The 11559-nt window shown below is 65.5% G+C and carries 13 protein-coding genes; 7 read left to right on the top strand and 6 right to left on the bottom strand.

Annotated elements, in window-relative coordinates:
- Positions 1–85 precede the first annotated feature (85 nt).
- The 5 genes from ABUA37_RS13395 to ABUA37_RS13375 all read right to left on the bottom strand — a co-directional run bounded on the left by ABUA37_RS13395 (position 86) and on the right by ABUA37_RS13375 (position 4533).
- Positions 86–451 carry a hypothetical protein gene (locus ABUA37_RS13395; RefSeq protein ID WP_349899720.1) on the bottom strand — a complete coding sequence of 122 codons (366 nt, stop codon included), beginning with the start codon at positions 449–451 and terminating at the stop codon, positions 86–88.
- Positions 441–902, bottom strand: coding sequence for a flagellar export chaperone FliS (gene fliS / locus ABUA37_RS13390; protein ID WP_349899719.1), 462 nt, complete (start codon positions 900–902; stop codon positions 441–443). Before fliS ends, ABUA37_RS13395 begins: the two co-directional genes overlap by 11 nt.
- A complete protein-coding gene (fliD, locus tag ABUA37_RS13385) occupies positions 887–2269 on the bottom strand; it encodes a flagellar filament capping protein FliD (RefSeq protein WP_349899718.1) in 1383 nt (460 codons plus the stop codon). Before fliD ends, fliS begins: the two co-directional genes overlap by 16 nt.
- Before the next feature lie 120 nt (positions 2270–2389).
- Positions 2390–3547, bottom strand: coding sequence for a flagellin N-terminal helical domain-containing protein (locus ABUA37_RS13380; RefSeq protein WP_349899717.1), 1158 nt, complete (start codon positions 3545–3547; stop codon positions 2390–2392).
- A gap of 167 nt (positions 3548–3714) precedes the next feature.
- Positions 3715–4533, bottom strand: coding sequence for a sigma-70 family RNA polymerase sigma factor (locus ABUA37_RS13375; protein ID WP_349899716.1), 819 nt, complete (start codon positions 4531–4533; stop codon positions 3715–3717).
- A 384-nt stretch (positions 4534–4917) separates the two neighbouring features.
- Here ABUA37_RS13375 and flgN point away from each other — a divergent pair, with 384 nt between their 5' ends.
- Genes flgN through ABUA37_RS13355 form a run of 4 tightly spaced genes read left to right on the top strand, consistent with a single transcriptional unit; the run spans position 4918 to position 8106 of the window.
- Entirely contained in the window at positions 4918–5403 is a 486-nt protein-coding gene (flgN, locus tag ABUA37_RS13370; protein WP_349899715.1) for a flagellar export chaperone FlgN, read from the top strand.
- A 7-nt stretch (positions 5404–5410) separates the two neighbouring features.
- Complete coding sequence (gene flgK, locus ABUA37_RS13365) at positions 5411–6829, top strand: flagellar hook-associated protein FlgK (protein WP_349899714.1); 1419 nt, start codon at positions 5411–5413, stop codon at positions 6827–6829.
- A 3-nt stretch (positions 6830–6832) separates the two neighbouring features.
- Positions 6833–7726, top strand: a complete 894-nt coding sequence (gene flgL, locus ABUA37_RS13360; protein WP_349899713.1) for a flagellar hook-associated protein FlgL — start codon at positions 6833–6835, stop codon at positions 7724–7726.
- Positions 7723–8106: a flagellar assembly protein FliW gene (locus ABUA37_RS13355; protein WP_349899712.1), complete on the top strand. Its 384-nt coding sequence runs from the start codon at positions 7723–7725 to the stop codon at positions 8104–8106. Before flgL ends, ABUA37_RS13355 begins: the two co-directional genes overlap by 4 nt.
- 86 nt (positions 8107–8192) lie before the next feature.
- On the opposite strand, the gene ABUA37_RS13350 is transcribed toward ABUA37_RS13355, so the two are convergent.
- Positions 8193–8795: a C40 family peptidase gene (locus ABUA37_RS13350; RefSeq protein WP_349899711.1), complete on the bottom strand. Its 603-nt coding sequence runs from the start codon at positions 8793–8795 to the stop codon at positions 8193–8195.
- A gap of 603 nt (positions 8796–9398) precedes the next feature.
- Here ABUA37_RS13350 and ABUA37_RS13345 point away from each other — a divergent pair.
- From ABUA37_RS13345 to ABUA37_RS13335, 3 genes are read left to right on the top strand one after another with little or no spacing between them, the layout of a single operon-like run.
- Complete coding sequence (locus ABUA37_RS13345; protein WP_349899710.1) at positions 9399–9845, top strand: FAS1-like dehydratase domain-containing protein; 447 nt, start codon at positions 9399–9401, stop codon at positions 9843–9845.
- Entirely contained in the window at positions 9842–10273 is a 432-nt protein-coding gene (locus tag ABUA37_RS13340) for a MaoC family dehydratase (protein ID WP_349899709.1), read from the top strand. The genes ABUA37_RS13345 and ABUA37_RS13340 overlap by 4 nt, the downstream gene beginning before the upstream one ends.
- On the top strand, positions 10270–11457 hold the full coding sequence (locus tag ABUA37_RS13335; protein WP_349899708.1) for a UDP-N-acetylmuramate dehydrogenase: 1188 nt from the start codon (positions 10270–10272) through the stop codon (positions 11455–11457). Before ABUA37_RS13340 ends, ABUA37_RS13335 begins: the two co-directional genes overlap by 4 nt.
- Positions 11458–11559: the final 102 nt, after the last annotated feature.

Here is an 11559-nt window from a genome sequence, read left to right as displayed (position 1 = left end):
TAGGTAATTCCTTACTTTTCGTTCTCGTGCGTGCTCCCTGAGCTTGTCGAAGGGCGCTTCGACAGGCTCAGCGAGCCGTGCTCCTCTACCCCGCGATGTCGAGATACACGGAGCGGTCGTCGCGGTGCGGCGGAATCGACCGCATCGCGGCGAGGTGCCGGCCCGTCGTGCGCTTCAGGCCTTCGAGTCGTGCGATGGCAGCGCTCTGCGCGTCCATCAGGGCGCGCGCTCGCTCCACGAGTTCCGCGGGAAACTCGCCCGTGCCGCTCGGTACTCGCAGCGGCCTCTCGAGCGCGGTCAGGTCATCCGGTGTCGCTTCGCCAGCGAGGTGCCGCTTCATCGCGGCATCGTCCATGACGTGGGCGAGGTCGTCTTCCATCTGCTCGATCGCCTCGAGCCAGCTGGACGAGTCCCTGCGCATCTCGGAGGGCATTCCGGCGTCAGGCGACACCGAGCACTCCCGCTGGCTGCAGCGTGTGCGTCTGCTGTGCTGCCGCGCCCGCCGGGATCGCCTGGGCGGCTTCGTGCCAGGTGAGTCGCAGTGGCTCGATCAGGGTGATGCAGAGCTTCGTGCTCGCGATGTCGCGGTGCGTGTTCGCGTAGATGAGCGCGCGCGCGACGAAGTTGTAGACCCCGAGCAGGGCGTCCGCGCCGTCCCAGGCGTCGAGGTCGAGGGTCGATGAGAGCTCGGCGACGATGTCCTGGGCGTGCAGCAGGTTCTCCGCACCGGTGGCCCAGTCCTCGGCCTCCTGTGCGGCTTCGGCGCGGTTGAGGTCGAGCAGCAGGCGGTCGTACAGCATCGTCAGCAGGTGTGCCGGCGTCGCCGTGAGGATCACGTCGCGGTTGAACTGGGCGCGGCGGGCGTTCACACCGCTGAGAACCGCGGTCATGACGTCGGCCAAGAGGGTAGGTTGCTGAGCTGTGAGGCGAAGTTGGTGCCCTGGCTCTTGATGTTGTTCAACTGGACCTCCATTGCTGCATAGGTTTGCTCGAGCGAGGCTCGCTTGGTGGCAAGGCGCGCGTCCCAGTCCGAAATCTGCGTTCCGAGGCTGTCGATCACGCCCTGCTGGCTGGTGATCTTTGTGGTGAGGCTGCCCGAGTACTGGTCTGAGACCGCGCTGGCGGCGGCCGAGACGCGGGAGGAGATCTCCAGCATCATCGACTGCACCTTGGCCGGGTCGCTCGCCAGTGCGGCCGTGAACTTGTCGTTGTCGAAGGTCAGAGTTCCGTCTTTGGTGATGCTGACGCCGATCTCCGAGGGCGAAACTCCGTTCACGGGTGAGCTCGCGGCGCTGAGCAGTGCCTGATTGATCGAGGATGTGGCGCTGTCGCCGGAGAAGATGCCGCCGGAAACCCTCGAGGACCCGTCGGGGCCCGTGCTGTTGACGACGGCGGACTTCGTCGAGATCGTGGCGAAGACCGTATTGAGCGAAGCAACCAGGTCGGATGCGACCTTGGATGTTGCGCCGGCATCCCTGGCGACCGTCACGGTAACCGGAGTTGCGGCCACGGCAGAAACCGTGACGGCAACGTTGGGCAACAGGTTGGAGAAGGTGTTGGTCGACGACGTGATGGTCTGCGCCGCCGGGCTTCCCGACCACAGCGTGACCTGCGCGTCCTGTGCGGTGCGCAGGGTCGCGGCGCCGGGCTGGGCGAGGAGGTCGGTGGCTGTTCCTGCAGTCACATCGGCGCTCGTGCCCTGGTAGACGCTGAACGCGCTCGCGGCGCCGGTCGTGGTAGAGGTGAACTGAAGGCGGTACTGGGCTGTGCCGCTGCCATCGACGCCCGCAGCGACCTTCATGGCGCTGACGCCGGCACCCGACTTGTTGATCGCCGAGACGATGTCGTCGAGCGAGTTGCTCACCGGCGTGATGTCGGTGCTCTTGCCACCCGAGACGATGGTCAGCGCAGCCGGGTCGGTGGGCCAGGCGGTGAGAGCGGCGCTGACGTTGCTCTGCGACTGCGCGAGCTGGTTGACGACGAGGTCGATGCTGCCGGTTGTCGAGCCGGTTCCTGCGGTCGCGGTCACCGTGGACGACGAAGAGGAGGCGGTATAGAGGTCAAAGGCCGCGGGCTTGGCGGCGGCGGCGGCGAGGGTCGCAACCGAGGCGACCTGGCTGTTCAGGCCACGCAGTGCGCTGACGAATGAGGTGGTGTCTGAGGCCTGCTGCTTGAGCAGTGTCTGCTGGCCGGCTTCGGCCTGGATGAGGGAGTTGATGAGGGAGGTCGTGTCGAGCGAGCTGACCAGTCCGTCGATTCCTGTGGTCATCGTCCTCTCCCTTCTTGTGTGGTGGTGCTGTCAGTTGCTACGGGAAAACGCCGGCGGCAATCGGTGGGAGAGGTCCAGATCCCTCACCGATCACCGCCAGACGTTGTTCTTTTCCCGGTACTACCTCAGGAGCTGAAGAACTCCCTGGTTGGACTGGTTCGCCTGCGCGAGCATCGCAGTACCTGCCTGAGACAGGATGCTGGAGCGCGTGAAGTTCACCATCTCGGACGCCATGTCGGTGTCCGTGATCCGCGAGCGCGAGGCCGTCAGGTTCTCCTTGGACACGTTCAGGTTGTTGATCGTGTGCTCGAAGCGGTTCTGAACAGCACCGAGGTTGGCGCGAGCGGTCGACACGTTCTTGATCTGCGCGTCAATCGCCGTGATGCTGAGCTGCGCGGCCGCGGCCGTGTCGAAGCCGATCGAGGTCGAACCCGCGGTCAGGGTGACGACGTCGGCGTAGGTGCCAGGCGTTGTCTTGTCCTGCTTGAGGGAGATCGCGTTCGTGTCACCGGTCTTCGATGCGACGACGAGGTCGCCGGCCGCGTTGGTCGATGCCACGAAGTTCTGCGCGAAGCCCGTGTCCTTGTTGAGGTTGGTCGCAACTTCAGCAGAGCTGGTGGCAGCGGTGCCCGGCTTGGCGACGGTGACGACCGTCGAGCCCTGCGTGAACTGGTAACCAGCAGCCAGCGTGAGGCTGGAGCTGGCGACAGAACCGGACTTGACAGCGGTGACACCGAAGTTCAGCGCGGTTGCAACGCTCGCAACGTTCGCCGATGACAGGTCGACCACGATCTGGTTGTCCGTACCGGCGTTCGCACCGACCTGGAAGGTCAGCTTTCCGGTGTTGCCACCCGCCGAGCCATCCAGCAGCTTGATGCCGTTGAAGTTCGTCGTGGTGGAGATACGAGTGAGCTCGTCCTTCAGCGCGTCGGCCTCGGTCTTGATCGCGGTGCGGGAGTCCGTGTTGTTCGAGTCGCTACCGGCTTGAACAGCGAGGTCACGCATACGCTGCAGGATCGAGTGAACCTCGGTGAGCGTACCTTCAGCGGTCTGAGCGACGCTGATGCCGTCCTGAGCGTTGCGGGCGGCGACGGTGAGGCCACCAACCTGCGACTTCAGGCTCTCCGAGATGGCGAGACCGGCCGCGTCGTCTGCAGCCCGGTTGATGCGAAGACCACTGGACAACTTCTCCAGCGACTTGCTCATGTCGTTCTGCGTAGTGGAAAGGTTCCGGTACGCGGTCAGTGCCGACATGTTGGTGTTGATTGTCATACCCATGATGATTTCCTCCGTGATGTGGGTTTCCTGCTTCAGCCCGTCCCTGGGCTGACACAACTAGCTATCGGCAACCGTTGCCGCGTCGTTAGATGTTTTGCTGCTGATTTTTTTGCTGGCCTGCACATCGTTCCCTGAGCTTGTCGAAGGGAAGTGTGGTGCCCCGAGCCTTACGCGATCGAGCGCTCGGGCACGAGCTGCCCGTAGCCGATGCGGCTGATTCCCACCGCGGCAGAGTCGGCCAGGCGCGAGAGATACGCGTTGCGACTCGCGGCCGCAATTCGCGACTCGGGCGCGTGCACAACATCCGGGTCGTCGGCGTAGTGCGTCTGCATGCCGTCCTTTAATAGGCGGATGGCTTCGGCGCGCGTCTGCGAGACGGCGGAGTGGGTGGTACCGAGCTCTTCCGCGAGCTCTTTCACCGACTGGTCTTCGAAGTAGATGCGGGTGATGACGTGGCGCATCTTCTCCGGAAGCGAGTCCACCGCTGCGCGAAGGAAGCCGAGCTGCTCGGACTCGAGCAAGGTCTCTTCGGGCAGGGCGCCATCCGCCACCAGGAACTCGGCGGTGACGTCATCGAGCGTTGCTACAGTGCGTGCTGCGTCGGCGAGTGCCTCCGATGCCGCCGACCGCTCGACTCCGAGGGCCGAGGCGATCTCATCGACGCTCGGCGTGCGGCCGAGAGCGGCGGTGAGAGATTCGCTCACCGAGAGCGTCTCCTTGATGCGCTTGCGGGCCGATCGCGTCGCCCAGTCGCTCGAACGCATGTCGTCCGCGAATGCTCCGAGGATCCGCTTGCGTGCATATGCACCGAACGGGATGCCGAGCTCGGGCTTGAAGGCGTCGGCGGCGGTGATGAGACCCACGGCGCCGGCCGATGCGAGATCGTCGCGAGAAAGATGAGTGGCGCGGGCGCAGAGCTCCGACACCAAGTAGCCGACGAGCGGCAGATTTTCGACTACCAGCGCGTTCCGTTCAGAACGATTCACTGTCTTACCCCCTGGACTGAGTTGGAGGTGAGTGTCGACGCATTCCCTTGCGCTGATCAGCCTGGACGCTGATCGCTCGATCCCCCGAGTTGACCGGTTTCCCCTCCGGACATCCAGACTCTATTGGCGCCGCATGCCCCATAAATAGGCCGCGCAAGAGAATTCTTTGGGGGCCTGTGCCCCCTTCGGGGGAACGTCTCCCCTGAACTGGGGGGACGTCGTTACCGACCCCTCGCAAAAAAGTTCTCGGGATTCTCCCTTACTCGGGGGGCACCTTTGCCGATAGTGCTGTTTAGCGTGAACCCGGTCGCTGTTCGGATGGCAGCAGTTCAGAGGTACGCCACCCGCAACCACCCCCGAGACGACCTGAGACCTGGAGGACAAATGAGCGCCAACGATGTGTCGGCACTGCTCTGGCGCGAACGCGAGCTGCTCGAACTCCTGCTGTTCAAGCTCGAGGAGGAGCAGCTCCTGCTGACGGCAGGCAAATCCCGCTGGCTCTCCCACGCCACCCGCGAGGTCGAACAGGTGATGGATCGCCTGCGCGCGGCCGGCCTTACCCGCACCGTCGAGGTGTCCACCCTCGCCGAAGAGTGGGGTGCCGGCGAGAACGCCACGCTCCGCGAACTCGCGGCCAACGCCCCCGATGGCCCGTGGCGCGAGATCTTCAGCGGCCACCTGCGCGCGATGACCGAGGTCACCGGGCAGATCAAGGAACTGCGTGACATCAACGAGCGATTTCTCCGCGCGGCAGTGAGGTCCACCCAGGAGACCCTGGCATCGCTCGTTCCGGATGCCGGCACCTACGACTCGGAAGGGCTTGCGGGCGGCGCTCACGCCGACGCTCGCCTCTTCGACCAGAGGCTGTGAGGCGCGCATGAGCACCTTCGGCACCCTCAACACCGCGTACACCGGGCTCATTGCGGCTCGCCGCGGGCTCGACGTCGTCGGCCAGAACATCGCGAATGCGAACACCCAGGGCTACACCCGCCAGCGGGTCATGACCTCGGCGTCCGTGACCGCGCCGTCATCGCTGCAGATGACAGCGACCTTCACCGTCGGCCAGGGAGTCTCCGTCGATGGCGTCTCGCGCATCGGCAGCACGCTGCTCGACGCTCGCGTTCGTTCGGCGACCGCGACATCCGGCTACTGGGACGTGCGCTCCAGCGCCATGAGTTCGCTCGAGCAGAACCTCCAGGAGCCCGGCCCCAACGGGCTCTCCGCCACGCTGCAGAAGTTCTGGTCGGCCTGGCAGGACCTCGGCAACAACGCGGCCGTTCCCGCGACGGGCACGGCACTCATCACGCAGGCCACGGGCCTCGCCGCGCAGATCGCCGGCGGTTACAAGCAGGTCGACACCCAGTGGTCGACCCTGCGCACGGATGCTGACGCCAAGGTCGCCGCGCTCAACGATGCGGGCGCCCGGGTGGCCGACCTCAACGGCCAGATCCGCATGACGCTCGCAGCCGGTGGCTCGGCGAACGAGCTCATCGACCAGCGCGACACGCTCATGACCACGATCTCGAACCTCGCAGGCGGCACCGCACGCAACCTGCCGAACGGCACCACGGAGATCCTCATCGGTGGCAACCCCATCGTCTCCGGCGACCACTTCAACGCGGTGTCGCTCGTCGGCAGCTATCACATGGATGCGGCGGGCACCGATCCCGTGCAGCTCACGTGGCCGAACGGAACCGTCGTCGCCCTCGAGGGTGGTGAACTCGGCGGCAGCGTCGCGATGCTCGCCGCGGCAAACGGATCGGGAACCGGCGGCGCCATCGCGGAGGCTGCAGCGTCGTACAGCACGCTCGCGACCGACTTGGCAAACCAGGTGAACGCCGTGTACTCCACCGGTGCAAACGCCGCGGGCACCTCGGGTGCGAACTTCTTCAGCTTCACCGCGGGTCTTCCTGCCGCGGTCGGCCTCACGGTCGTGCCGACCACACCCGCGGATCTCGCCACGGCAACGCCGGGATCCGGAGCCTATAACGGCGACGTCGCCAGCGCGATCGCACAGCTCGGAACGGGTTCGACCTCGCCGGATGCCGTTTGGGCCGGGATCGTCTCGGGCATCGGCACCCAGTCGCGCACTGCTCAGCAGCAGTCGACCCTCGCCGGGCTCGCCACCACCGCCGCAACGAACAACCAGCTCTCCAATGCTGGCGTCGACCTCGATGAGGAGAACGTCAACATGCTCAGCTTCCAGCGTGCATACCAGGGTGCCGCTCGGGTCATGACAGCGGTCGACGAAATGCTCGACACGCTGATCAACCACACCGGCCTGGTCGGGAGGTAAGCCATGTTCAGCAGAGTCACCAATCAGTCGCTCACGCGGAACGCGCAGTACAACCTGCAGACCGGCATGGCGGCACTCGCCAAGCTTCAGAACCAGGCCTCCAGCCGCAAGGCCATCGGGGTACCGTCCGATGACCCGGCCGGCACGACCAAGGCACTCCAGGTGCGTTCACAGCAGGCCGCGACCGCGCAGTACGGTCGCAACATCGCCGACGGCAACGCCTGGCTCGGCACCATCGACTCGACGCTGACGACGGTGTCGAACATCCTCGGCCGCATCCGGGACCTGACGGTTCAGGGTGCCAACGACGGAACGATGTCGCCCACGTCGAAAGACGCGATTGCCACGGAACTCACGAGTCTCAAGGGCGAGCTGCTCCGTCAGTCCAACACGAGCTACCTGGGTCGCAGCATCTTCGCGGGCAACACGGATGCCGGCGTCGCCTTCAACCCGGACTACAGCTTCAACGGTGCCGCCGGCAGCACCGTGCAGCGCAGGATCGACGCGAACACAACGGTGCGCGTCGACGCAGACGGCGCCGCAGTGTTCGGCACAGCCGCAACGACTCCCGGATCGCTCTTCACGCTCGTCGACAACATCGTTTCCGACCTGCAGAGCGGCGTGAATGTCGGTGCGCGACTCGGCGAGATCGATGCGAGGAAACAGGCCATCAGTGCACAGCAGGCAGTCATAGGTACCACCCAGGCGCAGATGGACCGCGCCGAACAAACGAATGCGAGTCAGACCGTGTCCCTCGAAGCGCAGCGCTCATCGGTCGAAGATCTCGACCTGGGCAAGCTCATCCTTGACCTGCAAACCCAGCAGACCACGTACCAGGCCTCGCTCGGAGTCACCGCCAAGGTGCTTCAGCCGACTCTGATGGACTTCCTCCGTTGAGCGCCGCGCTGAGCTTCATCTCGTCGCCTCCCGGCTTCGAGCCGATGGTGGACTTCACCCTCGATGACATCGAGGGTGCGAACGGCCTCTACGCCCTGCGTGCCGTCGACGACAAGGGCACGCGACTCTTTGTGCTCGACGCGGGGATCTTCCTGCCGGACTACACGCCGGAGATCTCTGACGAGCAGGCTGCGTCGCTCGAGCTCGAGAAGGGTGACGACGCCCTCGTGCTCGTTGTCGCGAATCCGGGGGAGAGCGGCACCACGATGAACCTCATGGCGCCGATCGTGGTCAACTCGAAGACCGGGCGCAGTGCCCAGGTCATCCTCGACGGCGACGACTGGCCCCTGCGAGCGCAGCTCTCGGCTCGCTCCGCGTAGGTCGTACGTTCCCTGAGCTTGTCGAAGGGCAACGCCCAACTATTGCCGTCCCTTCGACAAGCTCTGGGACCGCTCTGCGACCGACGTCAGCGAAGGCGAACGAAGACCGGGCTGCCCCAGAGCTTGGAAGCGTGCTCGACGTAGCGGCCCCAGACGGGTGAGTTGTACATGCCGCCCGCGCCGTCATAGATGCCAATGTGCTGGCCCGGCCACCACACGAAGTCGCCCGCCACGGCATCCGCCTGGGAGATTCGCACACCGAGTGCTGCCTGGTGGTCGGCCCCGCGTGGCAGCGCGATGCCGAATCCCGCGAAGACGTACTGCACGAATCCATCGCAGGAGAAGCTGGTGGTGGGGCTGTTGCCCATGCCGTAGGGAACCTTGCCCACGAACTGCGCTGCATATTGTAGAACGGCGCCGCCGCTGTAACCCTGAGCCGGTGGGTTCACGGTCAGCAAGCGGTTCACCGCTACGGCGGGGCGCTTGGGCGGAATGGTGATCGTGTAGCTGTCGCGAGCAACAACCGGCTGGCTTTCGGCGCTGGAAGAGTTGACGAGACTCTGGGTCGACTCGTGTGCCTTGACCGGTACAGCAGAGGTCTCTGCGGCTGCGTAAGCGGGGATTGCGACCGTCGCGATCAGGCACGCGGCCGCGGCCATGGCCGCAAGCTTTCCACTGGATTTGATCATCCGCCGTAGTACCTCCCTGGCTCGGAACGTCCCCGAGTTTGTTCTGCCGGCCCAGCGAGTCTAACGTCACGATTCGGTATCAAGTGCACTCGGTCCCCCTTTTTGGGGGCATAGAGGGCGAAAACGTACCCCGAATCGCTGCCGCGGGCCCGGAATCACCGGTGTCCGTGGCACGCAATAGATTGATCTCAGAAAATTCGCGAAACACTACATCTAGTGGAATGACAATCGTGTCATTCCGGTTATATAGTGGGAGACCACGCAGGCGCTGCACACGAAAAATCCGGACTGGACGCCGGATTGTGGGCAGTGACTGGGGGGAATCATTGGATTTATGAGGAGGCAAGAACATGGACAACGACAACTACGTAGGTGGCTACTCGGTTCCGGTCGACCCGATGGACGACCTGCAGTGTGACAGCTGCCAGTAGAGCCGAGAGACTCGTACAGGCTCGATAACGACCTCGGTCGGATGCTCAGGTCAGTGCAGATCAGGATCGAGTAGATTCGCATCCGGCTCAGTCGAAGCCCCGGAACGCCACACGGCGCCGGGGCTTCGTCGTTTAAGCGCCACCGCCGGGCCGTGCTCGTTAGGGTTGGGGAGTGCCTGTTAACCCCGAACTGCAAGGGCGTGTGTTTCCGCCCGTCCACCCCTACCTCGTCGGGCGTGAAAAGGTGCGCGAGTTCTCGCGGGCCGTCTTTGCGACCAATCCGATCAACCACGATGTCGAGGCTGCTCGCGCGGCAGGCTATTCGGATGTCGTGGGCCCGCCGACCTTCGCCGTCGTCATCCAGGAGGCGACGCTGGCCCAGTTGCTCGCCGAGCCGGACTCCGGCATCGACTTCAGTCGCGTGGTGCACGGAGACCAGAGGTTCAGCTTTTCCCGTCCGATCGTCGCGGGGGACGAACTGACCGCCACCCTCACCGTGGCCAGCGTCAAGTCCCTCGGTGGCCACTCGATGGTGACCGCGGAGTCGAACGTCGTCGACCACACGGGCGCGCACGTCGTGACCGCGACATCCACCCTCGTCGTCAGGGGAGACGAATGACCACGATTCCCGCACTCGCAGGCCTCGCCGTGGGCGACGTCGTGGCCGAGGCCGACTTCCCGCTCACGCGAGATTCGCTCGTGCGCTACGCCGGCGCATCCGGTGATTTCAATGCCATTCACTACCGGGATGACGTGGCCGTCTCCGTGGGGCTGCCGGGCGTTCTCGCCCACGGGATGCTCACGATGGGGCTCGCCGTGCAGCCGGTCGTCGACTGGGTGGGAGACCCCGGTCGCGTCGTCGACTATCAGGTGCGCTTCACCCGACCGGTTCTGGTCGATGCCGAAGTCGGAGCTGTCGTGTCCGTCACGGCAAAGGTGGGCCAGCTCGATGCGGAAGCACAGGTGGCGCGCATCGACCTCACCGTCACCTTCGGTGGCGAGACCGTGCTGGGCAAGGCGCAGGCACGAGTGAGCCTCGCGCCATGAGCTCCGAATCCGTTCCCTTCTCCCAGCTGACGACGCTCAGGGTCGGCGGTGCCGCGAGCGAGCTGCGCACTCCGGCCGACTCGCGCGAACTGGTGGACGCGGCACTCGAGGTGTGGTCCACCGGCGACGAATGGCTACTGCTCGGCGGTGGGAGCAACACCGTGATGGCGGACGAGGGCTTCGACGGAACCGCCATCCGCGTGATCACCCGCGGCATCGAGCGGGTCGAAGCGCAAGGGCCACACTCGGTGCGTCTGCGCGTGCAGGCGGGCGAGTCCTGGGATGGCCTCGTGGCGCACGCCGTAGAGCACGGCTGGTCGGGCATTGAAGCCCTGTCCGGCATCCCCGGCTCGGTCGGTGCGGCACCCGTGCAGAACATCGGTGCCTACGGCCAGGAACTCTCCTCCAGCCTCGTCGCGATCGACTTCCTCGACTTCGACAGCGGTGAACTGCACCGACTCCCCGCCTCGCAACTCGCGTTCGGCTACCGCACCTCGGCGCTCAAGCAGGGGCGTCGCGGCGTTGTCGTCTCGGTCGAGCTCGAACTGTTCGACGGCTCCGCGGGCGGCACGGATGCCGCTTCCGCACTGAGCGCGCCGGTCGCGTACGCGCAGCTCGCCTCCGCGCTCGGAGTGGAACTCGGCGCTCGTGTGCCGCTTGAAGACCTGCGCTCGGCCGTGCTGCGCCTCCGTGCAGCGAAGGGCATGCTGCTCTCGGCCGACGACCCGGACTCGGTCAGCACCGGCTCCTTCTTCACCAACCCGATCGTGAGCGCCGGTTTCGCCTCCGCGCTGCCGGCAGACGCTCCGCGCTGGCCGCTCGAACCCGATGTCGACGAGCCGGTCATCGTGCCACTCGAGAACTTCGTGCCGGGCGACCTTCTCGCCAGGGGTGCCGCCTCCGTGCCCGATGGTGTCGCGCCCGCCGCAGGGCAGCAGACGGAGCAGCGTGCGGTCAAGCTCAGCGCGGCCTGGCTGATCGAGCACTCCGGCATTGTGCGCGGCTACTCGCTGCCCGGCTCCGGCGCCGCGATCTCGACCAAGCACACGCTCGCGATCGTGAATCGGGGCTCGGCCACTGCATCCGACGTCGCGGAACTCGGCCGCTACATCCAGAGCCGCGTCTTGAGCGAGTTCGGCGTGATCCTGCAGCCCGAGCCGGTGCTGGTGGGCGTGCCGCTCTAGCGCGGGTGAGTCCTCTCGCCCGCGAGATGCCAGTTGTGGGCGCCATCCACGCTAAATGACCCCCACAACTGGCATGTCGCGACCCCACTCAGGTGCCGGCTC

It is taken from the genome of Parafrigoribacterium soli, assembly GCF_040227235.1.
GTDB classification, from domain to species: domain Bacteria; phylum Actinomycetota; class Actinomycetes; order Actinomycetales; family Microbacteriaceae; genus Parafrigoribacterium_A; species Parafrigoribacterium_A soli.
The sequence above is the reverse complement of the archived record's forward strand: the minus strand, read 5'-3'. Positions and strand labels throughout refer to the sequence as shown.